Genomic DNA, 23,782 nt, shown 5'->3' with positions numbered 1-23,782 from the left:
GTAGGAAAATCCCTGATCTAACCCGCCGGTGCATCAGCCGCCCGCCACCATCAGACCCCAGTCAATCCTTGTCGCGTCACCGCCGCGTCACCGTCACCCAACCGGCGCGTCACAGTCGCAAACCTGTCGCGTTCCGGTGGCTTCCCCGTAGCAATTCGCTCGAATCCTCCCCAAAAATCACGCCTGCGACACTGTTGCGACACTGTGAACTTCGCCCTGTCGCGTCAGCGGCGCGCCGCGCACATCCCTTCTTGCCGCCCCCCAAGCAAATCCATCGCTTGCCTGCGCGCCGTCACCGCCTATCTCTCCCCTCACCACGAATCGCAGCCGGAAAGCCCCGTTCATGACCGCCACCCACTCGACCCGCATGCTCATCCTTGGTTCCGGCCCCGCCGGCCTGTCCGCCGCCATCTATGGCGCGCGCGCTGGCCTTGCGCCGATCGTGGTGCAGGGGATGCAGCCGGGCGGTCAACTCACCATCACCACCGATGTCGAAAATTATCCCGGCTTCAAGGATGTGATCCAGGGGCCATGGCTGATGGAACAGATGCAGGCGCAGGCCGAACATGTCGGCGCCAAGATGATGTATGACCAGATTGTCGATGTCGACCTGTCGCAGCGTCCCTTCCGCCTGACCGGCGATGGCGGCATCGTCTATGTCGCCGACACGCTCGTCATCTGCACCGGCGCGCAGGCGAAATGGCTGGGCGTCGAGGGCGAGGAGCATCTGCAGGGCAAGGGTGTGTCCGCCTGCGCCACCTGCGACGGCTTCTTCTATCGCGGCAAGAAGGTGGTGGTGATCGGCGGCGGCAACACCGCGGTCGAAGAAGCGCTCTATCTCACCAACCACAGCCATGACGTCACCCTGATCCACCGCCGCGACACGCTGCGCGCCGAAAAAATCCTGCAGGAACGGCTCTTCGCCCATCCGAGCATCAAAATATTGTGGAACAAAGCGGTCGATAAATTCGTCGGCGGCGGCACGCCCGAAGGACTGGTCGGCGTCGACCTCATCGACACCGTCACCGGCGAACGGTCGCACGAACCCACCGACGGCGGTTTTGTCGCGATCGGCCATCACCCCGCGACCGAATTGTTCACCGGCAAGCTGCCGATGGACGAAGGCTATCTGCTGGTCGACAAGGGCACCACCCACACCGCCATCCCCGGCGTCTTCGCCGCGGGTGACGTCACCGACAAAATCTACCGCCAGGCCGTAACCGCCGCCGGCATGGGCTGCATGGCCGCGCTTGATGTCGAGAAGTTCCTAGCCGAAGCGGACTTCGAAGCGATGGTGGAGGCGTAACCTACTGCCGTTCGCCCTGAGCGAAGTCGAAGGGTTCCGCCGAGCGAAGCGAGGTGCCTTCGCCTCCGCTCAGGCAAGGGCTTCGACTTCGCTCAGCCCGAAAGGGCCTTATTGGGAGACCTTGCCCCGCGCAAAGGCCACCAGCGACCCGAACGTCTCGAACGTGTCACCGTCGATATCGTCATCCTCGATCAGGATATCGAAGCGATCCTCCATCTCGGTCAGCAGCCCTGCGACCGCCATGGAATCCAGTTCCGGCAGCGCGCCGAACAGCGGCGTGTCCGCCTCGAACGCATCGACCCGTTCCTGGGACAGGCCCAGAACGTCGCGAAGCAATGTCCGCGTCAGGGTGTCGATGGTATCGGCCTGACCGACCGGCGAAGGATGATTGGCCCGCATAAGGGCGCTTTCCTAGTCATTCGCGCTCTATCCGACAAGCGCGGAAATGGCCGTCCGCGCCGCCGGGAGCCAGCTCGACGCATAGCGGGGATTGAAGGCGTTGATCCGGTGCAGCGCGATCCGTTCGTCCATCCAGTCGGCCTTATAGCCATTGTCGCCAGTGCCATAGTCGATCAGATCGACCCGATCCTGGTCGATGGCCTGCGCAAACATGGCGTGGCTCAGCAAGGTGCCGGGGGAACCGGCATCGTGGGCGCGATCATGGGAGAGTTTGTGAATGAGGGCGACGCCATGCTCGACCGTCCAATACTGCGTCGCAACCGCCCGCCCATCGAGCCGCGCAAAGCCCAGCCGCAACGTCCCCGCATCGCTCTCCTGTTCCGCAAGCGCGCGCAGGAAGGCCAGCCCCGGCTCCGCCGCCTTCCAGCTACGGTCATGCACATCGACATAGTCCTGCCACAGATCGTCGGTCAGCCGGTCGCTGATGGAGAGCGTATAGGGACTGTTGCGCGCCTTGCGCCGCACCAGCGTCCGCAACCGCCCCGGCCGCGCCGCCCAATAGGTCGCGAAATCCCGTCCCGCCGGGCGCAGCAGATAGCGCCCACCCATCGGCCGCGACAGCGCAAACCAGCCTGCCCGCCGCAAACTGGCGCGCAACGCGCCGCCATCTTCCAGCGGATAGAAATCGATCTGGCTATTGCCCGCCAACAAATGCCGCGACAGCGCATCGAGCAACCGACGCTGTTGCACCGCGTCGGGGTCGCCCACAAATATCGGCGCCCAGGCAAAAGTATACCAATTGGCCAGCGCTGCCACGCGCCGGGCCTCCGGCTGCATCAGGACCATCCACGCCTGCGCGCCCCTCTCTTCCGCCACCAGCACGCGAACCGGCGCGGCGGCAAAGCAATGCTGGTGCAGCAGCGCATACCAGTCGAACCGGTCGAACAGGGAAAGCATGGCGATGCGATCGGCACGGCCCTGCAGCGCGTGCCCGACTTCGGCCAGGCTGTGATATTCCCTTGTCGTCGGCAACCGACTATCTCCGCAACCAGAAGAGGAACGCTTAGGTGCAAAGTCTGGAAATGGAGTTAAGCCCGGCAGGTCCGTCTGCGGACAGCCTGCCGATCGATCATGTCCTGCTGCGTGGCGATCCGCTCCGCCCGGCGCTGGACGGGCGATCGGGCACTTATACTTTCGCCGAACTGGAAGAAACGCTGGGGCGGCTGGCGGGCTGGCTGGCCGGGTTCGGGCTGGAGCCGGGCGCGCGCGTCGCGAGCTGGATCGCCAAAGGGCCGGTCGCAGCCTTGATGCCACTGGCCGCGCCGCGCGCCGGCCTCGTCCATGTACCGATCAACCCGCTGCTCAAACATGCCCAGGTCGCCCATATCCTGTCCGACAGCGGGGCCGCGATGCTGATCGGCACGGCGGCGCGACTCGACAGCCTGCAGCCCGGCGACGTTCCCCCCGATTGCCCGCTGCATCGCGAAGATGATGCCGCCTGCGCCATGAGCGGCGGCGACCCGATCGGCCCGTCCGACGCTGCGCCCGACACGCTGGCCGCCATCCTCTACACCAGCGGATCGACCGGACGGCCCAAGGGTGTGATGCTCAGCCACGCCAATCTCTGGCTGGGTGCGGTGGCGGTGGCCGATTATCTGGGGATGGGCGCGGACGATCGCACCGCCTGCGTCCTGCCGTTCAGTTTCGACTATGGCCAGAACCAACTCTTCTCCACCTGGATCGCGGGCGGCTGCGTCTATCCGCTCGACTATCTGACCTCGCGCGACGTGATGAAGCTGGTCGACCGGCGCAACATCACCACGCTGGCAGGTGTGCCGCCGCTCTGGGTGCAATTGACCGAACTGGATTGGCCACAGGAGATCGCCGCCAAGCTCAAGCGCCTGACCAACAGCGGCGGCGCACTGACCCGGCCTTTGGTTGCGAAACTGCGCGCGCTGTTCCCCCGCGCCGACCTCTATCCCATGTATGGCCTGACCGAAGCCTTCCGCTCCACCTATCTGCCGCCCGCCTTGGTGGACAGCCACCCCGATTCGATGGGCCGGGCGATCCCCTTTGCCGAAATCCTCGTGCTGCGTCCCGATGGCTCCGTCACCGACGATGATGAGCCAGGCGAACTCGTCCATTGCGGCCCGCTAGTGGCGCAGGGCTATTGGCGCGACGCCGCCCGCACCGCCGAACGCTTCAAGCCTGCGCCTGCAGCCTCCCGCTATGGCGGCATGGCGGTCTGGTCGGGCGACACGGTGCGGCGCGATGCGCAGGGTCTGCTCTATTTCGTCGGTCGCGACGATGCGATGATCAAGTCGGCGGGCAACCGCATCAGCCCGACCGAGATCGAGGAAGCCGCGGTCGCCGTCGCCGGTGTCGCCGAAGCGGTGGCGCTGGGGGTGAAGGATGACCGGCTGGGCCAAGTGGTCCGGCTGCTGCTGCGCGCCGACGATCCTGCCGTCGCGCAGGCGGTCGCCGCGCACCTCAAAAGCGAACTGCCCAATTATATGCAGCCAAGGGATATCCTTGTGCTGGACGAATTTCCCAGCAATCCCAACGGCAAGACCGACCGAGTCGCCCTCGCGCACCAACATGGCGCGCCTGCGAAAGCAGGAGCCTAGGGTGAGGCGGGTGACCTATCGCCCTGGACTCCTGCTTTCGCAGGAGCACGTATGAAGCTGAGAGGGTTTTACAGATGAAGCCGATGGGACCGATCCCGCCCTGGTTCGCGGGCGAGGAGGGCATGTTGCTGATCGGCGGCTATGGCGCGGCCAGCCTGGTGGATGAGGCAGGCGACACGCCGCTCTTCGCCTATGATATGGCCATCGTCGAAGCGCAGGTCCGGCGCTTCCGTGCCGCCATGCCGCCCGCCCTGCACCTCCATTATGCGATTAAGGCCAACCCCTACGCCCCGCTGCTCACCGGCATGGCGGCGCAGGTCGACGGCTTCGATATCGCGTCGGGCGGCGAACTGGACATGGCGCTGGCGGCCGGGATGGACCCGGCGCGGATCAGCTTTGCCGGGCCGGCCAAGCGCAATGACGAACTGGAAACCGCGATTTTCGCGGGCGTCACGCTGAACCTCGAATCCGAAGGGGAGGGGCGTCGCGCGCTCGCCATCGGCCACCGCATCGGCAAGACGCCGCGCGTCGCGGTGCGGGTCAACCCGGACTTCCATCTCAAGGGGTCGGGTATGCGGATGGGCGGCGGTGCCAAGCCGTTCGGCGTCGATGCCGATCGCGCGGCGGCGCTCGCCCGCACGATGATCGACGGCGGGGCCGACTGGCGCGGCTGGCACATCTTTGCCGGCTCGCAAAATCTCGACGCCATGGCGATCATCGAGACGCAGGCCGCCACCCTCGCGCTGGCGGCGCGGCTGTCAGAGGCAGTCGGCTTAGCGCCGCCGCTGGTCAATCTGGGCGGCGGCTTTGGCCTTGCCTATTTCCCCGGCGACGTCCCGCTCGACATCCGCCCCATTGGTGTCGCCCTCGAAAGCGCGCTGGAGGCGCTGCCCGACATCCTCAAACCCACCCATTTCGCGATTGAACTGGGCCGTTGGCTGGTCGGGGAGTGCGGCGTCTATCTGACCCGCGTAATCGACGTAAAGGTCAGCCAGGGCGAAACCTTCGTCGTCGTCGATGGCGGGTTGCATCATCAACTCGCCGCCAGCGGCAATTTCGGCACCGTCGTCCGCCGCAACTATCCGATCGCCATCGCCAACCGTTTCGGCGCGGACCCGGCGGCCGATCCCGTGACGGTCGTCGGCTGCCTCTGCACGCCGATCGACCGGCTCGGCGACAAGGTGGCGTTACCGCCGGTGCAGGAAGGCGACCTCATTGCCATCTTCCTTGCAGGGGCCTATGGCGCGTCGGCCAGCCCGACCGCTTTTCTTGGCCATCCAAGTCCTCGTGAAGTTTTACTTGGCTGAATTACTCTACACATAACTCCTAACGGTATCTTTACCCTTTGACGGCATGAAGAGGTCCGAAGCCCTGTGCTGAACGGCCTTGCCACCCCTCTTTGGCGGCCGGTCGCGCAAGGCCGCACAAAGAGGTGAGAATATGCGTTTCCTGTCCGTTTCCAGGCTCCTGATCGGTGCATCCTTGCCCGCCGTCGCCCTGTCGGGCTGCGCCACGGTGCCTGCCGGGCCGCAACTGCCCCCGGCATCCTTCGTGTCGACGCAGGAAGGGCCGGGCGAGGAATATATCATCGGCCCGCTCGATGACCTCACCATCTTCGTGTGGCGCAACCCCGAACTAGGGGCCAAGGTGCAGGTGCGGCCCGACGGGCGCATCACCACGCCGCTGATCACCGACATGCCGGCCGTGGGCAAGACGCCCCGGATGCTGTCCGACGACATCAAGCTGGCACTCACCAAATATATCGAAAATCCGCTCGTCTCGGTCATCGTCAACAATTTCAGCGGCACGTTCAGCCAACAGGTGCGGATCGTCGGCGCGACCGACAAGCCCGCTTCCATTCCCTATCGCGCCAACATGACCTTGCTCGACGCAATGATTTCGGTCGGCGGCCTGTCCGAATTTGCCGCAGGCAACCGCGCGCGGCTCGTCCGCTTCGACAAGGATAGCGGCAAGCAAAAGGAATATCAGGTCCGGCTGAACGACCTTCTCAAGAAGGGCGACACGCGCGCCAATGTCATGCTCGCCCCCGGCGACGTCATCATCATCCCTGAAAGCATGTTCTGATATGGCCGGTCTCTACGACGAATTGCTGGTCCTGCTCCATGGCATATGGAGCCGCCGCTGGATCGCGCTGGGCGTCGCCTGGGGCGTGGCAATGCTCGGCTGGCTCGGCGTGGCGCTGATCCCCAACAGCTATGAGTCCAAGGCGCGGGTCTATGTCAGCACCCAGTCGCTGCTTGAGGACAAGGTCGGCATCACCCAGGTCCAGTCGCAGCAGGAACTGGAGCGCGTGCGCAGCACGCTCGCCAGCGCCGAAAATCTCGAAAAGGTCGTGCGCGAAACCGATCTGTCGCAGGGCGTCTCCGGCCCGCGCGATGTCGCCGCCAAGATCACGACGCTGCGTGAAAATATCACCGTGATGGCGCAGGCCGACCCCAGCATGATCGACATCAGCGCCGTGTCGGCTGATTCGAGCCTGTCGGACGGTGCGAATGCCCGCATCGCGCAGCAGGTGGCGCAAAAGCTGATCGACATCTTCCAGGAAGAAAATCTCTCCGGCGACCGCACCCAGACCCGGCAGAGCCTTGCCTTCCTTGACCAGCAGGTCGCCGCTCGCGGCAAGCAGATGGAGGCCGCTGACCAGCGCCGCGTCGAATTTGCCCAGCGCTATGTCGGGCTGCTGCCCGGCGCAGGCTCGATCAGCCAGCGCATGGACGCCGCGCGCATGGAGATCAACCAGATCGATTCGCAGCTGGTGCAGGCGCAAAGCGCTTTGAGCGCGATGAACGGCCAGCTGGCGGGCACACCGCAAAGCCTGCCTGGCGTCGGCGCTGCGGGCGGCCCCTCGGCGCTCAGCCAGGCCCAGTCGAACCTTGCGGGCATGCGCGCGCGCGGCTGGACCGCCAACCATCCCGACGTGATTGCCGCCCAGCGCGAAGTAGATGCGCTGCGCCGTCAGGGTGGCGGCGGCAGCGCGGGCGGCGGCGGTGGCACGCCTAACCCCGCCTATCTGTCGATCAAGTCGATGCAGGCCGAACGCGCCGCCACGGTGCAGGCGCTCTCCACCCGCAAGGCACAGCTCCAGGCCGATCTCAACGCCATGATGGCGAAGCAGGTCGACGAGCCGGGCATCGCATCGGAGCAGGAAAAGCTCGATCGCGACTATGAAGTGCTCAAGACCCAATATGACAAACTGCTCGCCGACCGTGAGGAAATCCGCCTGCGTGGCGAGGTGAAGTCGGAAACCGGATCGGTCCAGTTCCGCGTCATCAACCCGCCCAGCGTCCCCACCGCGCCGACCGCGCCCAACCGGCCGCTGCTGCTGCTCGGCGTGCTGATCGTCGGCATCGGTGCGGGTGTTGGCGTCGCCTTCGCCATGGGCCAGCTCAAGGGAACATTCCCCACCGCCGCCCGTCTGGAACGCGCCATCGGCCTGCCGGTCGCCGGGTCGATCAGCCAGGCGGTCAGCGCGACGCAGGTCGCCGTCGAAAAGCAGCGGATGAAATGGTTTGCGGGCGCCAGCGGCGGGCTGGCGGCGGTCTGCCTGCTGTTGATCGTCGTCGAATTTGTCCAGCGTGGCATGGCTTGAGATGTGGGCGTGAAGGAACCAGGAAACATGAACCAGCATAGCCCCATCAAAGGCGGTTCGCTGATCGAGCGCGCCACCGAAATCTATGATTTCAGCGCCGCGCTGCGTGGCCGCGCCGCGCCTGCGGTCGAAATGCCCGCCGATGCGCCGCCGCTCGCCGAGCCGGTCGCCGTCGCGTCCGCCGCCTTGGCTCCCGCGCCGACAGGCTTCCGCGCCTTGCCCTGGACCGGCCCTATCCAGCCAATCGACCGCATCGCGCTCGCCGAAGCCGGCCTGCTCCAGCCCGACGGCCCCGTCACCGCGATGAGCGAGGAATTCCGCCTGCTCAAGCGCGACCTGCTGGCGCAGCTACAGGATAATAAGCGCGGCAACCGCATCCTCGTCTGTTCGCCCCATAGCGGCGACGGCAAGAGCTTTTGCGCGATCAACCTGGCGCTCAGCCTCGCGGCCGAAAAGGACCGCGAAATCCTGCTGATCGACGCCGATTTCGGCAAGCCCGGCATCCCCGCCGCGCTGGGGCTGGAGGCTGGCCCCGGCCTGATGGACGCGCTCGCTGATCCGATGGTGGCGATCGAGGATTGCGTGATCCGCACCGACATCCCCTCGCTCTCGATCCTGCCCGCCGGACAGCGCAGCAATGCGGACACCGAATTTCTCTCCTCCGCCCGCACCGAACAATTGCTCACGCGTCTGACAGAAGGCCGGCCCGACCGCATCCTCATTTTCGATTCGCCGCCGCTGCTGGCGGCTTCGCCCGCCGCCGTGCTGGCCAGCCATGTCGCCATCGCCCTGCTGGTGGTGCGCGCAGACAAGACCAGCGAAGCCGCCGTGCGCGACGCGATCGGCCTGCTGAAGGGCGGAGCGCAGGTCCAGCTTCTGCTCAACGCCGTCCGCTTCACCGGCGGCGGTCGTCGTTTCGGCAGCTATTATGCCAAGGGGGAACCCCGCTCATGACCCGTTTCTGGATCGGCGGCGCATCGCTCGTCGCGCTGGCGACCGCCGCCGCGCCTGCGCTGGCGCAGGATACGGATCGCCGCATGGACGTCACGCCCTATATCGGCATCGATCAGGTCGTGACCGGCCCGCTCAAGGGCGGTGGCGATGTGCTGACCTATACCAATGTCACCGCTGGCCTGACCGCCGAAGTGCAGAACCGCCGGGTCGAGGCGGTGGTCGACGTCCAATATAATCACAGCTTCGGCTGGGGCAGCCAGGCACCGGACCAGGACGTGTTGAGCGGCATCGCGAGCGCGCGCGTCAATCTGGCGCGCGGCCTTTCGCTCAATGCGGGCGGCTTTGCAACGCGGGTGCGGACTGATGGCCTGTCGGGCGCGACATCGCTCAACGACAATAGCTTTACCAGCCAGGTCTATGCCGGTTATGTCGGCCCGTCCTACACGACACAGGTCGGCGACTTCACCGTCAACGGCTCCTATCAACTGGGCTATGCGCGGGTCGAAGACAGCGTCAATGCCGATTTCCTGGGCGGGCAGGGCGGTTCCTTCGCCGATAGCTGGACGCACAGCCTTTTGGGGTCGGTCGGCTTTGCCCCCGGCACGCTGCTGCCTGTGGGCCTGACCGCCAGCGCAGGCTATAATCGCGAAGAGGCGAGCCAGCTCGACCAGCGGTTCGAAAATGCCTGGGGTCGGCTCGACGCCACCCTGCCGGTCTCGCGCACCGTCGCGTTGATCGGTGGCATCGGCTATGAAAAGATCGAGATCAGCCAGCGCTCGCCGCAACGTGCGACCGATGGCACGCCGCTCATCCGCAACGGCCGCTATGTTACCGACAAAAGCTCGCCGCGTGCGCTTATCTATAATTTCGACGATATCATCTGGGATGCAGGCGTCCTGTGGCGGCCCAGCCGCCGCACCTCGCTGACCGCGCGCGTGGGTGAACGCTATGGCGGCATGACCTATCAGGGCAGCTTCACTTGGCAGGGGCAGGACAGCAGCTTCGGCGTCATGGTGTTTGACGGCATCGACAGTTTCGGCCGCATGATCATGGCCGATGTAGCGGCCGTGTCGGGCAGCAGCCTCAATGTCGTGCGCAATCCCTTCACGGGAGACCTCACCGGCTGCGCCTTCTCGACCACCGGCGGCGGCCAATGTTTCAACGACTCGCTGTCGGGCATCACTGACGCGAATTTCCGCTATCGCGGCGTCGCGGCGCAATATGCCCTGCGGCGCGGGCCATGGGGTTGGGGCCTTGGCGCTGGCTATTCGCAGCGCAAGTTCATCACGCCGCAGGGTCAGAGCGTGTTGATCAGCGGATCGCGCGACGAAAACTGGTATGGTAACGGTTCGGTCAGCTACATGTTCAACGACAGCGACAGCATGGATCTGGTCACCTACATCAACTATTTCGATGCCAGTGGCGATCGGCCGGACGTGCTGAATTTCGGTGCGTTCACCAGCTATTATAAGAGCCTGACCCGGCGCTTGTCGGCATCGGCCTCGGTCGGTGTGGACGGCGTTCAGGCGGACGATTTCGAAACCATCATCAGCGCGTTGGGCCAGGTCGGCCTGCGCTACAGCTTCTAACGGGTCGGCCTGGGGAGACGAAGATATGTACGATCAATTCTACGGATTGCAGGGTCGCCCGTTCCAGCTGACGCCGGACCCGCATTATTATTTCGAAAGCGCCACCCATCGCAAGGCGCTGTCCTATTTGGGCTATGGCCTCGCCCAGGGCGAAGGCTTCATCGTTATCACCGGCGACATCGGCGCGGGCAAGACCACGTTGGTCGGCCATCTGATGCAGACGATCGACCCGTCGCGGCTCACCGCGGTCAAGATCGTCTCGACCCAGGTGCAGGGCGACGACATGCTGCGCCTTGCCGCGCAGAGCTTCGGCCTCGCGACCGAGGGGATGACCAAGGCGGCGACGCTGCAACAGGTCGAAGCCTATCTCCACATGCAGGCGCGCGCTGGACGGCGCACCCTGTTGATCGTGGACGAGGCGCAGAATCTGGCGGTCTCGGCGATCGAGGAACTGCGGATGCTGTCCAATTTCCAATTGGGCGGCCAGTCGCTTCTCCAAATTTTCCTGCTCGGCCAGCCCGAATTTCGCGACCTGCTCAAATCGCCTCAGCTCGAACAATTGCGCCAGCGGGTCATCGCGACCCATCATCTCGAACCGATGATGGCCAATGAAGTCGAACCCTATGTCATCCACCGCTTGACCGTGGCGGGCTGGGACGGTCGCCCGATCTTCAGCCGCGATGCCTTCGCCGCGCTCTACGCCGCGACCGGCGGCGTACCGCGTCGCCTGAACGCGCTGGTCAGCCGCGTCCTGCTGATGGGCGCGATCGAGCAATTGGAAGCGATCGACGCCGATGTGGTGCAGGCGGTCGTCGCCGACATGGGCTTGGACATCGACGTCACGCCAGCGGCGATGACGCCGTCCGCGCTGGACGATGTCCAAGATGTCGAGGGCGATAGCACCCAAATCGCGGCGGAAGTCGAAGCAGAAGCCGAAGCGGACGTGGCAGACGACATGGCACCGCTCGAACTGGAAACAGTCGAAGCGACCGACGAGATCGTGGCCCAAGTCGAGGAAGAGCAAGATATGATCGACGCGACTTGGCCCTTCACCTCCGACACACAGGATGCCGAGATCGAAGACGCGCCGGTCGCGCTCGAAGACAGCCCCGCACAGGATGACGCCACCCTTGGCGACTTCACCTCGCCATACGACCAGCAGGACTGGTCGATGCAGCGTGCGCCTTTCGCGCCGCCTGTTGGGGTGGAAGCCATAGAAGAGGATGACGATCAGCTCGAAGCCGACGTCGTCGAGGAATTGGCCGAAGCACTGGACGCCAAGATCGCCGACCTGCACGAAGCCGAGGCCGAACAGCCCGACACCATAGACGCCCAGGCCGTCGAAACGCTGCGCCACGACATGCTGGGCGAGATCGAAGCGCTGCGCGCCGAAATCGCTTCGCTGCGCGCGGTGCAGGCGCATGTGCCCTTCGTCCCCGCCCAGACCATCGATCCCGAAGCGCTCAAGGATTGCTTCACCCTGATCGAGGAACGGCTGTCCTCGCTGGAATTTCGCGCCGAGGAACAGGACACCGCACTGCGCCGTGTCCTGACCCTGCTGGTCGATTGGGTCGAACGCGAAGATCGCATGGCGGGGGTGACGCAGGATAGCGTCGCCGCCTGACTGCAAGACGCGCTGGGATCACCGGAATGATGCAGAACGCCCTGTCGGTCGATGTCGAGGACTGGTTCCAGGTCGGCGCGTTCGAGCGCACGATCCGTCGCGCCGATTGGGACGGGCTGACTCACCGGGTCGAGGGCAATACCGACGCGGTGCTTGTCTTATGAGAATCCCTGGCTCCTGAGGCAAAAGGGAGCCACTACCCGGCACCGCAGCTGCGGTGCCGGGTAGTGGCGGGGGCGGCGCCGTGCGGAGCTTGGTCTTGCAGGACCGCGGTCGAGTTTGGCGAGCCCCTGTCTTTTCTTACGACCTGAACGGATACGTGGGCTCCGGGCCCGAACGACAAGCAAAGGTGGATAGAAAAGATGGCAAAGGATACCATCGGAATCGATGTGTCGAAAGACCGTCTGGACGCTTTCTGGCACTCCCATGACGTAGCGCTCAGCCTGCCTAATACGGCTGAAGGTTTCGCTCAGCTATGCGCCTGGCTGGGCGAGAATGATGGGGTACTGTTCGTTTTTGAGGCGACCGGTGCCTATCATCGCGGGCTTGAGCGATATCTCAGTTTGGCGGGGCACCCCTTCATCAAGGTCAATCCGAAACAAGCGCGACGATTTGCACAGGCTATCGGCCGACTGGCCAAAACCGATAGCGTTGACGCCAAAATGCTGGCTCGCATGGGGATCGTTCTGGATTTGACCCCTCAAGGCATAGAAGGTGAAGATGTTCATGATCTCAGGGAGTTGCTGACAGCACGGCGTGCCTTGGTCAAAGATCAGATCACGGCAAAGACACGCCTTGCTACAGCAACCAACCCTTTGGTGAAAGACCAACTCTGCCGCCGGATCAATGACATCGACACCGACATCAAAGCCTTGGATGAAGTCATTGCCCAGATCGCCAAACAGCGTGGAACCCTCGACGAGCGCATCAGGCGCCTGATGACCATTCCGGGGATCGGCAGATTAACCGCGACCATTTTGGTGATCGACATGCCGGAACTTGGGTATCTCGACAGCAAAAAGATAGCCGCGCTGGCTGGGCTTGCGCCTATGACGCAACAGTCAGGCAAGTGGCAGGGCAAAGAGCGGATTATTGGTGGCCGGGCGTCACTTCGGCGGGCAATCTACATGCCTGCGTTGGTCGCCATTCGCTTTAATCACGATCTCCGCGACAAATATCAGCTGCTCGTAAATGCAGGAAAGGCGAAAAAGGTCGCCATCACCGCCGTCATGCGTCGCATCATCGTTCTGGCAAACACGCTGCTGCGTGAAGGGCGTGATTGGCAGCCAAAACGACCTTGACCAAGACGGATACTCGACCTGTTCGCGCAGGCGGACGTCAAGGCGACCTTCTTCACCCTGGGCTGGGTAGCGGAACGCTATCCCGCGCTGATGCGGCGTATTGCGGACGCGGGGCATGAAGTCGCCAGCCATGGCTATGACCATGCCCGCGTCTTCACCTTCACTCCCGAAGCCTTCCGCGCCGACCTGCGCAAGGCGCGCGCCATATTGGAAGATGCCAGCGGCCAGGCCGTAACCGGCTATCGCGCACCGAGTTTCTCGATCGACACCCGCACCCCTTGGGCGCATCCCATATTGGCGGAGGAAGGCTATCGCTATTCCTCCAGCGTCGCGCCGATCCGCCACGACCATTATGGCTGGCCGGAATCGCCGCGCTTCGCCTGGAAACCCGTGTCGGGGTCCGATCTGGTCGAATTGCCGGTAACGACGGCGAAACTGGGCAATCGCACGCTGGCGGCGGGGGGAGGGGGCTTTTTCCGCCTGCTCCCCTATGGCTTTTCGCGCTGGGCGATCCGGCAAGCCAATCATCAGGCCGGGCGGCCCGCTATCATCTACTTCCATCCTTGGGAAATCGACCCGGACCAGCCGCGCGTCGCTGAGGCGCCGTTGCGCTCGCGCCTGCGCCATTACAGCAACCTGTCGGTCATGGCCGCCAAGCTGCGCCGCCTGACGCGCGACTTCGCCTGGACGCGGGTCGATGCGCTGGCCGACGCCGAAGCGGCACGCGCGTCCTGACCATGGGGCAGTCCGCCACCCTCTTCGTCACGATCATGGACCTGGCCGACCCGGCACAGGCGCGGGCGGTTGACGCCTATGTCATGGCTCATGCCGACGGCACCCCCTTTCACCGCCCGGCCTGGTTGCTGGCCGTGCAGGACGGCACCGCCAATCCGGCCCTGCTACTCGCAGCGGTCGGCCCTTCGGGCGGCATCAGCGGGCTCTTGCCGCTGCATCATGTGCGCAGCCGCCTGTTCGGCCAAGCGCTCGTTTCGACCGCCTTCGCCGTCGATGGTGGTATATTGGCTGACAATGATCGCGCCGCCACGGCCCTCGTCAGGGCGGCGGAAGATCTGGCGCGCGATCGCGGCGGCCTGTCGCTGGAACTGCGCGGCGGCCCGGTGCCCGGCGGAGCCTGGGAACAGCGCGCCGACCAGCATGTCGGCTTCGTCCGGCCGATCGCCGCCGACGACGACGCGGAACTGCTCGCCATACCGCGCAAGCATCGCGCCGAACTGCGCAAGGCGCTGGCGAACCCCGCCTTGGCGATCGACATCGGCCGCAGCCGCCAACATCTGCGCGACCATTATCGCGTTTACGCCACCAGCGTCCGCAACCTCGGCACCCCGGTCTTCCCCGCGCGCCTGTTCCGCGCCGTGCTGGAGCGGTTCGGCGAGGATGCGGACATATTGATCGTGCGCAATGGCGACCGGCCGGTATCCGCCGTGCTGACTCTCTATCATCGGGGGCGGGTGATGCCCTATTGGGGCGGTGGCCTCGCCGACGCACGGCGGCTGCGCTCGAACGAACTCATGTATTATCGCCTGATGGGCCATGGCCGCGCACGCGGCATGACGATGTTCGATTTTGGCCGGTCAAAGGTCGGCAGCGGGCAGGCGGCCTGGAAAAAAAGCTTCGGTTTCGCGCCCCATCCTCTGGTCTATCATGAATGGGCACCCGATGGCGCGCGGCGGGACGTGAACCCGCATAGCGAAAAATATCAGCGCCGCATCGCGCTGTGGAAACGGCTGCCGTTGCCGGTCGCCAATCTGGTCGGCCCGCTCATCGCGCGCGGCCTGGGATGATATCTGGGATTTATGCTATGCCGGTCCATGGGGTCGGCTGGGGTCGGGGGGATTAGGACGCCGTGTTCATGCAAGGGATAACCGAGGTCGGCCTCATCGTCGAAGAGGCGTGCCTTGCCGACTTGGCGGAGGTCGCGGCGATCGACGCCTGGGTGCGCGCGCATCCGGCATCGACGCCGTTCCAGCGCCCCGGCTGGATCATGGGCGTCGAACATGGCACGGGTCAGAAAGCCCGGATGCTGGTCGCGCGGCTCGGCAGCCAGATCGTTGGCGTCCTGCCGCTCACCTATATCCGCTCGATGCTGTTCGGCCGCGCCCTCGTTGGCAGCGGCTTCGCGGTCGACGGCGGCATCCTCACCACGCATCGCAAGGCAGGCGAGATGCTTGGCGATGCGGCCTGGACACTGGCGGAGAAACTCGGCTGCGCGACACTCGAACTGCGCGGCGGCGAAGCGCCAGCCGGTCTCGCCTGGCAGGCAAAGGCCGACGCCTATCTCGGCTTCTCGCGCCCCCTCGCTGCCGATGACGAAGCAGAACTCAAGGCCGTGCCCAAGCGCCACCGCGCAGAAATCCGCAAAGGCCTAGCCAACGACCTGACCTTCGAGAGTGGCCGCGACAAGCGGCTGCGCGACATCCATTACCGCCTCTACGCCCATAGCGTCCATCATCTGGGCACCCCGGTTTTCCCACGCGCCCTGTTCGACGGCGTGCTGGATCGCCTTGGCGGCGACGCCGACATCGCCCTGGTGTCAAAGGACGGCAAGCCCTTGTCGGCGGTCATCAGCCTCTATCATGGCGGCGCGTGCATGCCATACTGGCATGGCGCGGCGGATGGCGCGCGGACGATGCGCTCGAACGAAGCGCTCTATTTCCTGCTGATGCGCCAGGCGCGCGAACGCGGCTGCACGACCTTCGATTTCGGCCGGTCGAAGGTCGGCACCGGCCCCGCCGCCTGGAAAAAGACCTGGGGCTTCGAGGGCGAACCGCTCGGCTATCATCTGCGCACCGCGCCGGGCAAGGAGACGCGCGACGTCAATCCGCTCTCGCCCCAATATCGGCGCAAGGTCGAATATTGGAAGAAACTGCCCGAAAGCCTCGCGACGCTCATCGGCCCGCATATCGCGCGGGGCCTTGGATGACGGGCGAGATCCTCTTCCTCTGCCATCGCATTCCCTTTCCGCCGGACAGGGGTGACAAGATCCGCTCGTGCAACCTGCTCAAACGCTTGGCGCAGGTCGCCCCCGTCCATGTCGGCTGCTTCGCCGATGATGATCGCGACATGAGCTTTGCCGGGGAACTGGCCGCCGTCGCAGAAAGCCACTGCCTGCTCCGGCGCGACAGGTCCAGGATCGTCGCTGGCCTCACCGGCCTCGCCAAGCGCGAACCCTTGCTCGTGTCGCTGTTCGACCATCCCGCCCTGCACCAATGGGTCGCGAAGACTCTGGCCGACCATCCCATTCGCGCCGTCGTCGCCTATTCGGCGCAGATGGCGCATTTCGTCCCCGCTCTCCCGCCAGGCACCCGCTTCCTGATGGATTTCGTGGATTTCGATTCGGCCAAATATGCTGCCTATGGCGCGCAGGGGTCTGGCCCGATGGGCTGGATCAACCGGCGCGAAGGCCGCGTGCTGCTCGACTTCGAACGCCGCGTCGCCGCCCGCGCCGATATCTCCACCTTCGTCAGTGAAGCCGAAGCCGCCCTGTTCCGCACCGCCAGCGGCCTTGGCCCCGACCGGATCATGCCGCTCGAAAATGGCGTCGCGCTCGACTATTTCGACCCCGCCGCCACCTTCCCCCCGGTGGATCATGGCGACGGCCCCTTGCTCGTCTTCACCGGCCAAATGGATTATCGCCCGAACGTCGAAGCTGTCGAAAGTTTCGCGCGCCAGACCTTGCCCGCCATCCGCACCGTCCATCCCAACGCCCGCTTCGCCATCGTCGGTCGCAATCCGTCCAAGGCCGTCGAAGCGCTCGCCGCCCAGCCCGGCGTGATCGTCACCGGCGGCGTGCCCGACGTGCGCGGCTGGCTGGCGGCGGCTGACATCGTCGTCGCCCCCTTGCGCATCGCGCGCGGCATCCAGAACAAGGTGCTGGAAGCCATGGCAATGGCCCGCCCGGTCGTCGCCTCGCCCCAAGCCGCCGAAGGCATCGACGCGCAGGATGAAATGCACTTCCTGATCGCTGCCAACCCGGCCGAAGAAGCCGCCAAGATCAACACCTTGCTCGCCGATCCCGGCCGCGCCGCCCAGCTCGGCATCGCAGCCCGCGCCCGGATGGAGGCACGCTACCGCTGGTCCGCCACGCTCGCCCATCTGCCCGACCTGCTATTCGGTCCCCAAGCGGACAGCCGCGCCGCATGACCGGACAGACGCTGCCGATGGCGCGCACCCCACTTGTCGACCTGACCGGTTGGCGCGGCCATCTGACCGCGCTTGGTGTCGTCGCCTTCGCGATCCTGACGCTGTTCTTTGACGATGTGCATTCGATGGTGTCGATCTGGTGGAATTCCTCCACCTTCGGCCATTGCCTCTTCATCCCGCCGCTCATTGCCTGGCTGGTGCAGCAACGTCTGCCCAGTCTGCGCCAGCTGGAGCCGGTGGCCTGGGCACCGGGCCTCATCTGGCTGGGGCTGGGCGCGCTCGCCTGGCTGCTCGGCGCAGCGGCGGGCGTGGCGATGGTCCGCCATGGCGCGCTCATCCTGATGCTTCAGGGCGCGACCGTCGCGCTGCTCGGCCCCGCCGTCGCGCGCGCGCTCATCTTCCCGCTCTTCTACGCTTTCTTCATGGTGCCCTTCGGTGAAGAACTCGTGCCGCCGCTGCAACTGGTGACGGCGCATCTGACGATGTTCTTCCTCGACCTGTCGGGCGTGCCCGCCCATATGGAGGGCATCTTCATCACCACGCCAACCGGCTATTTTGAAGTGGCGGAGGCCTGTTCGGGCGCGAAATTCCTGATCGCCATGACCGCCTATGGCGTGCTGGTCTGCAATGTCTGTTTCAAAAGCTGGCCGCGTCGCATCATCTTCATGGGCGGCGCGCTGCTGCTCTCCATCCTCGCCAACGGCGTGCGCGCCTTCGCCACCATATTGGTCGCGCATCTGACCACCATCGACGCCGCCGTCGGCTTCGATCATGTCGTCTATGGCTGGGTCTTCTTCGCGATCATCATGATCGTGGTGATGGCAACCGCCTGGCCCTTTTTCGATCGCAAGCCCGGCGACCCCTGGTTCGATCCGCATCGCTTGCAAAGCTCCATCTCGAACCCTGGCTCGGCAGGCCGGGTCGCGGGCATTGCACTGGCCCTGATCGTCGCCGCACCGCTCTGGCTCGCCGCCACCGCCGCCAATGCCGATCCCTTGCCCGCGCGCATCGACTTGCCTTCGGTCCCCGGCTGGACCCGCAGCGCGACGCCGATGGCCTATCCCTGGAAGCCGCGCTTCGATGGCGCCGACCATGCCACTCTGGGGCGCTATCGCAATGCCGACGGCCAGATCGTTGACCTCGCCATCATCGCCTATGAACGGCAGGATGAAGGCCGCGAACTGGTCGGCTTCGGTCAGGGCGCAGCCGATCCCGATGGCCAATGGGTCTGGTCCTCACCCGCCACCGCGCCACAGGGTGCGCGCGGCGAACAGATCACCGCCCCCGGCCCGGTCGTGCGGCAAGTGGTGAGCTATTATGTCGTCGGCGGCAACGCGCCCACTGGCAGCCGCCCGCAGGTCAAGATCGCCACGATGAAAGCCCGTCTGCTGGGTCAGGATCAGCGCGCCGTCGCCATCCTCATCTCCGCCGAAGAAGGGCAGGGCGCGCGCGCCGATGCGGTCATCCGCGCCTTCCTGACCAATATCGGCGACATACAGCTTTTGGCTGACCGCAGCGCGGGCATCCGCTAGGGAGGTTCGCATGTGCGGCATAGCGGGTATTTTTCATCTGGAAACGGCCAAGCCGGTCGATCCCGCGCGGGTCCGCGCCATGCTCGATGCGATGCCGCATCGCGGCCCGGATGGCAGCGGCATCTGGACCGCGCCGGGCGTAGGCCTTGGGCATCTGCGCCTCTCGATCATCGACCTGGAATCGGGCGCGCAACCGATGCTGACCGACGACGAGGCGTTGGCGGTCATATTCAACGGGGAAATCTATAATTTCGCCGAAGTCCGCGCCGAACTGGAGGCGAAGGGCCATGTCTTTCGCACCCATAGCGACACCGAAGTCATCCTCCACGGCTATCGCCAATGGGGCGAGGAGTGCGTCCACCGTTTCAACGGCATGTTCGCCTTCGCCCTGTTCGATGCACGCGCCCAGTCGCTCTGGCTGGTGCGCGACCGGCTGGGGGTCAAGCCGCTTCATTATGCCTTGCTGTCCGACGGCAGCCTGATCTTCGGATCTGAACTCAAAAGCCTGCTCGCCCATCCGCTGCTGCGCCGCGCGCCGGACCTGTCCGCGCTCGAAGATTATATGGCCTATGGTTATGTTCCCGACGATGCCTGCCTGGTTGCGGGCGTGCGCAAGTTGGGCGCGGGCGAAACGCTCCGCCTGGTGCGCGGCCGTCCCTTGCCCCAGCCGCATCGTTATTGGGATGTCAGCTTCGCCGACCGCACCAAATCCTCGCCCCAGGAATCGGAAGAGGAACTGGTCGCCCTGATGCGGCAGGCCGTCCGCTCGCGCATGGTCGCCGACGTGCCGCTGGGTGCCTTCCTGTCGGGTGGCGTGGACAGCAGCAGCGTCGTCGCGTTGATGGCCGAGGCGTCGAGCCAGGCGGTCAAGACCTGCACCATCGGCTTCGACGTCGCCGCGCTCGACGAAACCGCTTATGCCGACCGCATCGCCCGGCGCTTCGCCACCGATCACCGCAGCCGCATCGTCTCCCCCGACGATTATGGCCTGATCGACCGGCTCGCCTTCCATTTCGACGAACCCTTTGCCGATGCCTCCGCGCTGCCGACCTTCCGCGTGTGCGAACTGGCGCGCGAACAGGTGACGGTCGCACTGTCGGGCGATGGCGCGGATGAAGCCTTTGCGGGCTATCGCCGCCACCGTTTCCAGATGCAGGGCGAACGCATCCGCGGCCTCATCCCCGCCTCGATCCGTGAACCGCTGTTCGGAACGCTCGGCAAATATTATCCCAAGGCTGATTGGGCACCGCGCGCGCTGCGGGCCAAATCGACCTTCCTCGAACTGGCGGGCGGCGGCGGCGAAGCCTATGCCGCGTCGGTCGGCATCACCCCCCACGCCCTGCGCCAACGCCTCTTCACGCAGGAGGTCAAGGGACGGCTCGGCGGCTATCGCGCCGAAGATCGCTATGTGAAGGCGATGGCCAACGCACCTGCGCGCGACGCGCTCGACCGCGCGCAATATGCCGACATCAAATATTGGCTGCCCGGCGACATCCTGACCAAGACCGACCGGATGAGCATGGCCGTCAGTTTAGAAGCGCGCGAACCCTTGCTCGACCATCGCCTCGTCGAATTTGCCGCGCGCCTGCCGGTCAGCCAGCGTATTCGCGGCAATAGCGGCAAATATCTGCTGAAAAAGGCGATGGAGCCTTATCTGCCGCAGGACATACTCTATCGCCAGAAAATGGGCTTCGTCACGCCGATCAGCGCCTGGTTCCGCGGCGCGCTCGCGGGCGAAGCCACTGCCATCGCGGGCGGATCGGCGCTGGCCCGCACCGAATGGTTCGACAGCGCCATGCTCGCCCGCATCGCCACCGACCACCGCTCCGGCGTCGCCGACCATGGCCGCCTGTTGTGGCAACTGCTGATGCTCGACAAATCGCTGACGCGCCTGTTCGGGGTGTAGAGCTAGGTTCTTCCTTGAAGCGGAGTTCCCAGATTTCGTCATCCCCGCGAAGGCGGGGACCCATCTCCCAACCTAAAATCAAGGGGATAAGGCGGGAGATGGATTGCCACCTTCGCGGCAATGACGAAGTGTATGTGATGACCCCATCGCGCACTGATCCCCTGCAAGGGAGGACCAACACAGGCCGACTCTCATCCCACCCCCTTGCAACCCGCGCCGCCCGGTGCCAACGGAGCGCATGGCGATGATCAGAGCGCAGCAGTGACAGTTTCCAAGGAAATCGTGCGGTTCCGGCTTTACGCGCTGTGCCTGGGTGGGGACATGGCCGGGCTGTTCTGCGCCTTCCTCGCCGCTAATTGGTTCGTGCTGGGCGCGCTATGGGGCGAACCGGGCAAGCCGCACGGCCTCGTCATGTTCGCGATGATCGCGCCCCTCTACGCGCTGCTGGCGGTGCAGGGCGGCGGCTATGGCATTCAGAGCATCAACAATGTCCGGCGCGGCATCGTCCGCGCGCTCTGGGCACTGGTCCAGGCGGCGCTGCTCATGCTGCTGATCGTCTACCTCGGCAAGATGGCCGAACAATTGTCGCGCCTCACCTTCGTAACCGGCCTTGGCCTCGGCGGTCTTGCCGTCGCACTGGTGCGCCTCGCGATCGCGCGGCTGGCGAGCCAGGTGCTGGGCGCCGTGCCCGACCTCACCGTCGTCATCATGGATGGCGTAATGATCGCCACCGGGCCGCACATGACCGTCATCGAAGCCGCCGCCATCGACCTTCGCCCCGAACGCCATGATGCCGACATGGCGGCGCGGCTGGCGAGCGCGGTCGGCATGGCCGAACGGGTGATCGTCGCCTGTCCGCTCGACCGGATGGCCGACTGGTCGGCGGCGCTCAAATCACTGTCGGCGCGCGGCGAGATCGTCGTGCCCGAACTGCTGCGTTTTGCGCCTGCGCGAGTCGCCGAATTTGACGGCCAGCCGACCATCATCGTCGCGGGCGGACCGCTGCAATTCCGCGACCGGCTGATCAAGCGGCTGTTCGACCTGATCGTCGCCACGCTCGCCACCATCCTGCTCTTGCCCATCCTGATCGGCGCGGCGCTGGCGGTGAAACTGACCAGCCCTGGTCCCATCCTCTTCCGCCAGCCGCGTATCGGCAAGGATGGCCGCTCCTTCTCCATCTACAAATTCCGTTCGATGCGGACAGAGGCCAGCGACGCGAAGGCCGCAACGCTAACCAAGCGGGACGATGACCGCGTGACCCCGATCGGCGCCTTCCTGCGTAGGACGAGCATTGACGAATTACCTCAACTTTTCAATGTGTTAGAAGGTGATATGAGCATCGTTGGCCCGCGCCCCCATGCCGCCGCCGCGCGGGCAGGGGACAGCCTCTATTGGGAAGTCGACCCCCGCTATTGGGCGCGCCACTGCATCAAGCCCGGCATGACCGGCCTCGCCCAGGTGCGCGGCCATCGCGGATCGACCGACCATCATCAGGATCTGATCGACCGGCTCCAATCGGACCTGGAATATGTCAGCGACTGGTCGGTCTGGCGCGACCTGCGCATCATCGTCGCGACCTTGGGCGTCCTCGTCCACCACAAGGCCTATTGAGCATGACCGACCTGCTGATAGGCGTTCTACTGTCCGCTTCGCTGTTCGCTTTGCTGTGGCCCTTCCTCTTCTACCCCTTGATTCTGCGCGCTTTACCGACGCTTCCCGAAGCGCGGACAGCGACCACGCCGCCCAGCGCCTCGCTGCTCTTCTGCGCCTTTAATGAAGCCCATGCGATGCCGGAAAAGCTCGCCAATATCGCGATGCTCAAGGCCCGCCATCCAGGGCTGGAATGCCTGGCCTTCGACGATGGCTCGTCCGACGGCACCGGTGATCTGATCGCGGCCCAAGGCGATCTCGTTACCGTGATCCGTGGCCCCGGCCGCAGCGGCAAGGCGCATGGCATGAAGCAACTCGCCGCCCGCGCCAGTGGCGACGTGCTGATCTTCACCGACGCCAATGTCCTGCTGGACGGCGACGCCATCGACAATCTGCTCGCCCGCTATGCCGACCCGGCTATTGGCGGCGTGTTGGGATCGCTCCACTATATCGGCGCGGATGAAAGCGCGACCGCTTCGGTCGGCTCGCTCTACTGGCGGATCGAGGAACGGCTGAAAGACGAAGAATCGCGCACCGGCAATGTGCTGGGCGCCGACGGTTCGATCTTCTCGATCCGCCGCAGCCTCTATCCCGATTTCCCCGACAGCGTGCTGGATGACCTCACCGTCTCGATGGCCGTCGTGTTCGCGGGCAAGCGCCTGATCAAGGCCAAGGACGTCATCGCCCGCGAACGGCTGGTGACGGGGCGCAAGGATGAATATCGCCGCAAGGTGCGCATAGCTGCCCGTGCCTGGCACACCCATGTCCATCTGCGCCCGCAACTGCGCCAAATGCGCGCGATCGATCGCTTCAAATATGCCTCGCGCAAGATCGTCCGCTGGTTCGGCGGCATCTTCATCCTGACCGGCGCGATTGCTGCGGGCACGCTGGCGATGCGGATTTCGCCCATGCTCTACATGGTCGGCGCCCTGGCCGTCGCTCTGACCATCTGGGCCGGTGTCCGCGCGAAAAGCGGGCCGTTCGCGGCGCTGGTCGATATCATGATCGCCTATGCCGCCACCTTGCAGGGCGTGGTCAAAGCCATGACCGGCCGCACCGTCACGACCTGGAATCCAGCCAAGTCACGCTGATCGATAAATCCTCCCCCGCCGAAGGAGGATAT

The 23,782-nt window shown here is 65.0% G+C and carries 18 protein-coding genes and 2 pseudogenes; 18 read left to right on the top strand and 2 right to left on the bottom strand.

The window, feature by feature from the left end; genetic code table 11:
- Positions 1 to 343: 343 nt before the first annotated feature.
- The gene (gene trxB, locus BSY17_RS06410) at positions 344 to 1,306 is read left to right on the top strand and encodes a thioredoxin-disulfide reductase (RefSeq protein WP_069064875.1); all 963 of its coding nucleotides are present in this window, start codon (positions 344 to 346) and stop codon (positions 1,304 to 1,306) included.
- 108 nt (positions 1,307 to 1,414) lie between these two features.
- On the opposite strand, the gene BSY17_RS06405 is transcribed toward trxB, so the two are convergent.
- Both BSY17_RS06405 and BSY17_RS06400 read right to left on the bottom strand, forming a co-directional pair.
- Positions 1,415 to 1,705: a phosphopantetheine-binding protein gene (locus BSY17_RS06405; RefSeq protein ID WP_069064874.1), complete on the bottom strand. Its 291-nt coding sequence runs from the start codon at positions 1,703 to 1,705 to the stop codon at positions 1,415 to 1,417.
- A 27-nt stretch (positions 1,706 to 1,732) separates the two neighbouring features.
- A complete protein-coding gene (locus tag BSY17_RS06400; protein ID WP_069064873.1) occupies positions 1,733 to 2,737 on the bottom strand; it encodes a GNAT family N-acetyltransferase in 1,005 nt (334 codons plus the stop codon).
- A gap of 50 nt (positions 2,738 to 2,787) precedes the next feature.
- On the opposite strand from BSY17_RS06400, the gene BSY17_RS06395 reads away from it, so the two are divergent.
- The 17 genes and pseudogenes from BSY17_RS06395 to BSY17_RS06320 all read left to right on the top strand — a co-directional run bounded on the left by BSY17_RS06395 (position 2,788) and on the right by BSY17_RS06320 (position 23,750).
- Positions 2,788 to 4,332 carry an acyl-CoA ligase (AMP-forming), exosortase A system-associated gene (locus BSY17_RS06395; protein WP_069064872.1) on the top strand — a complete coding sequence of 515 codons (1,545 nt, stop codon included), beginning with the start codon at positions 2,788 to 2,790 and terminating at the stop codon, positions 4,330 to 4,332.
- A 74-nt stretch (positions 4,333 to 4,406) separates the two neighbouring features.
- On the top strand, positions 4,407 to 5,639 hold the full coding sequence (locus BSY17_RS06390) for a pyridoxal-dependent decarboxylase, exosortase A system-associated (protein ID WP_069064871.1): 1,233 nt from the start codon (positions 4,407 to 4,409) through the stop codon (positions 5,637 to 5,639).
- A 133-nt stretch (positions 5,640 to 5,772) separates the two neighbouring features.
- A complete protein-coding gene (locus BSY17_RS06385) occupies positions 5,773 to 6,417 on the top strand; it encodes an XrtA/PEP-CTERM system exopolysaccharide export protein (protein WP_069064870.1) in 645 nt (214 codons plus the stop codon).
- A 1-nt stretch (position 6,418) separates the two neighbouring features.
- The gene (locus BSY17_RS06380) at positions 6,419 to 7,942 is read left to right on the top strand and encodes an XrtA system polysaccharide chain length determinant (protein WP_069064869.1); all 1,524 of its coding nucleotides are present in this window, start codon (positions 6,419 to 6,421) and stop codon (positions 7,940 to 7,942) included.
- Between the two features lie 27 nt (positions 7,943 to 7,969).
- Complete coding sequence (locus BSY17_RS06375) at positions 7,970 to 8,896, top strand: AAA family ATPase (RefSeq protein ID WP_069064868.1); 927 nt, start codon at positions 7,970 to 7,972, stop codon at positions 8,894 to 8,896.
- Positions 8,893 to 10,485, top strand: coding sequence for a hypothetical protein (locus BSY17_RS06370; RefSeq protein ID WP_069064867.1), 1,593 nt, complete (start codon positions 8,893 to 8,895; stop codon positions 10,483 to 10,485). Before BSY17_RS06375 ends, BSY17_RS06370 begins: the two co-directional genes overlap by 4 nt.
- A gap of 25 nt (positions 10,486 to 10,510) precedes the next feature.
- Entirely contained in the window at positions 10,511 to 12,109 is a 1,599-nt protein-coding gene (locus tag BSY17_RS06365) for an XrtA/PEP-CTERM system-associated ATPase (protein ID WP_069064866.1), read from the top strand.
- A 26-nt stretch (positions 12,110 to 12,135) separates the two neighbouring features.
- A pseudogene (locus tag BSY17_RS21200) lies at positions 12,136 to 12,270 on the top strand (XrtA system polysaccharide deacetylase); the annotation flags it as partial.
- Positions 12,271 to 12,471: 201 nt separating this feature from the next.
- A complete protein-coding gene (locus tag BSY17_RS06360) occupies positions 12,472 to 13,410 on the top strand; it encodes an IS110 family transposase (RefSeq protein ID WP_069064865.1) in 939 nt (312 codons plus the stop codon).
- Positions 13,411 to 13,419: 9 nt separating this feature from the next.
- A pseudogene (locus tag BSY17_RS06355) lies at positions 13,420 to 14,145 on the top strand (XrtA system polysaccharide deacetylase); the annotation flags it as partial.
- Positions 14,146 to 14,147: 2 nt separating this feature from the next.
- Positions 14,148 to 15,212, top strand: coding sequence for a FemAB family XrtA/PEP-CTERM system-associated protein (locus BSY17_RS06350; protein ID WP_069064864.1), 1,065 nt, complete (start codon positions 14,148 to 14,150; stop codon positions 15,210 to 15,212).
- A gap of 68 nt (positions 15,213 to 15,280) precedes the next feature.
- Positions 15,281 to 16,351 carry a FemAB family XrtA/PEP-CTERM system-associated protein gene (locus tag BSY17_RS06345; protein ID WP_069066825.1) on the top strand — a complete coding sequence of 357 codons (1,071 nt, stop codon included), beginning with the start codon at positions 15,281 to 15,283 and terminating at the stop codon, positions 16,349 to 16,351.
- Entirely contained in the window at positions 16,348 to 17,571 is a 1,224-nt protein-coding gene (locus BSY17_RS06340; RefSeq protein WP_069064863.1) for a TIGR03087 family PEP-CTERM/XrtA system glycosyltransferase, read from the top strand. Before BSY17_RS06345 ends, BSY17_RS06340 begins: the two co-directional genes overlap by 4 nt.
- Entirely contained in the window at positions 17,568 to 19,103 is a 1,536-nt protein-coding gene (gene xrtA / locus BSY17_RS06335) for an exosortase A (RefSeq protein ID WP_069064862.1), read from the top strand. Before BSY17_RS06340 ends, xrtA begins: the two co-directional genes overlap by 4 nt.
- A gap of 10 nt (positions 19,104 to 19,113) precedes the next feature.
- The gene (locus tag BSY17_RS06330) at positions 19,114 to 21,009 is read left to right on the top strand and encodes an XrtA/PEP-CTERM system amidotransferase (RefSeq protein ID WP_069064861.1); all 1,896 of its coding nucleotides are present in this window, start codon (positions 19,114 to 19,116) and stop codon (positions 21,007 to 21,009) included.
- A 261-nt stretch (positions 21,010 to 21,270) separates the two neighbouring features.
- Entirely contained in the window at positions 21,271 to 22,620 is a 1,350-nt protein-coding gene (locus tag BSY17_RS06325; RefSeq protein WP_069066824.1) for a sugar transferase, read from the top strand.
- Between the two features lie 2 nt (positions 22,621 to 22,622).
- Positions 22,623 to 23,750: a glycosyltransferase family 2 protein gene (locus tag BSY17_RS06320; protein WP_069064860.1), complete on the top strand. Its 1,128-nt coding sequence runs from the start codon at positions 22,623 to 22,625 to the stop codon at positions 23,748 to 23,750.
- The last annotated feature ends 32 nt before the right edge of the window (positions 23,751 to 23,782 follow it).

The sequence above is a fragment of the Sphingobium sp. RAC03 genome, assembly GCF_001713415.1.
Lineage (GTDB): Bacteria > Pseudomonadota > Alphaproteobacteria > Sphingomonadales > Sphingomonadaceae > Sphingobium.
Note: the sequence above shows the minus strand (reverse complement) of the source record. Positions and strands in the feature narration are given on the sequence as shown.

What these genes read in the sequence shown, in the direction of transcription:
- trxB (WP_069064875.1), top strand. Translation starts at nt 344, where the DNA reads ATGACCGCCACCCACTCGACCCGCATGCTCATCCTTGGTTCCGGCCCC.
- BSY17_RS06405 (WP_069064874.1), bottom strand. Translation starts at nt 1,705, where the DNA reads ATGCGGGCCAATCATCCTTCGCCGGTCGGTCAGGCCGATACCATCGAC.
- BSY17_RS06395 (WP_069064872.1), top strand. Translation starts at nt 2,788, where the DNA reads ATGGAGTTAAGCCCGGCAGGTCCGTCTGCGGACAGCCTGCCGATCGAT.
- BSY17_RS06390 (WP_069064871.1), top strand. Translation starts at nt 4,407, where the DNA reads ATGAAGCCGATGGGACCGATCCCGCCCTGGTTCGCGGGCGAGGAGGGC.
- BSY17_RS06385 (WP_069064870.1), top strand. Translation starts at nt 5,773, where the DNA reads ATGCGTTTCCTGTCCGTTTCCAGGCTCCTGATCGGTGCATCCTTGCCC.
- BSY17_RS06380 (WP_069064869.1), top strand. Translation starts at nt 6,419, where the DNA reads ATGGCCGGTCTCTACGACGAATTGCTGGTCCTGCTCCATGGCATATGG.
- BSY17_RS06375 (WP_069064868.1), top strand. Translation starts at nt 7,970, where the DNA reads ATGAACCAGCATAGCCCCATCAAAGGCGGTTCGCTGATCGAGCGCGCC.
- BSY17_RS06370 (WP_069064867.1), top strand. Translation starts at nt 8,893, where the DNA reads ATGACCCGTTTCTGGATCGGCGGCGCATCGCTCGTCGCGCTGGCGACC.
- BSY17_RS06365 (WP_069064866.1), top strand. Translation starts at nt 10,511, where the DNA reads ATGTACGATCAATTCTACGGATTGCAGGGTCGCCCGTTCCAGCTGACG.
- BSY17_RS06360 (WP_069064865.1), top strand. Translation starts at nt 12,472, where the DNA reads ATGGCAAAGGATACCATCGGAATCGATGTGTCGAAAGACCGTCTGGAC.
- BSY17_RS06350 (WP_069064864.1), top strand. Translation starts at nt 14,148, where the DNA reads ATGGGGCAGTCCGCCACCCTCTTCGTCACGATCATGGACCTGGCCGAC.
- BSY17_RS06345 (WP_069066825.1), top strand. Translation starts at nt 15,281, where the DNA reads ATGCAAGGGATAACCGAGGTCGGCCTCATCGTCGAAGAGGCGTGCCTT.
- BSY17_RS06340 (WP_069064863.1), top strand. Translation starts at nt 16,348, where the DNA reads ATGACGGGCGAGATCCTCTTCCTCTGCCATCGCATTCCCTTTCCGCCG.
- xrtA (WP_069064862.1), top strand. Translation starts at nt 17,568, where the DNA reads ATGACCGGACAGACGCTGCCGATGGCGCGCACCCCACTTGTCGACCTG.
- BSY17_RS06330 (WP_069064861.1), top strand. Translation starts at nt 19,114, where the DNA reads ATGTGCGGCATAGCGGGTATTTTTCATCTGGAAACGGCCAAGCCGGTC.
- BSY17_RS06320 (WP_069064860.1), top strand. Translation starts at nt 22,623, where the DNA reads ATGACCGACCTGCTGATAGGCGTTCTACTGTCCGCTTCGCTGTTCGCT.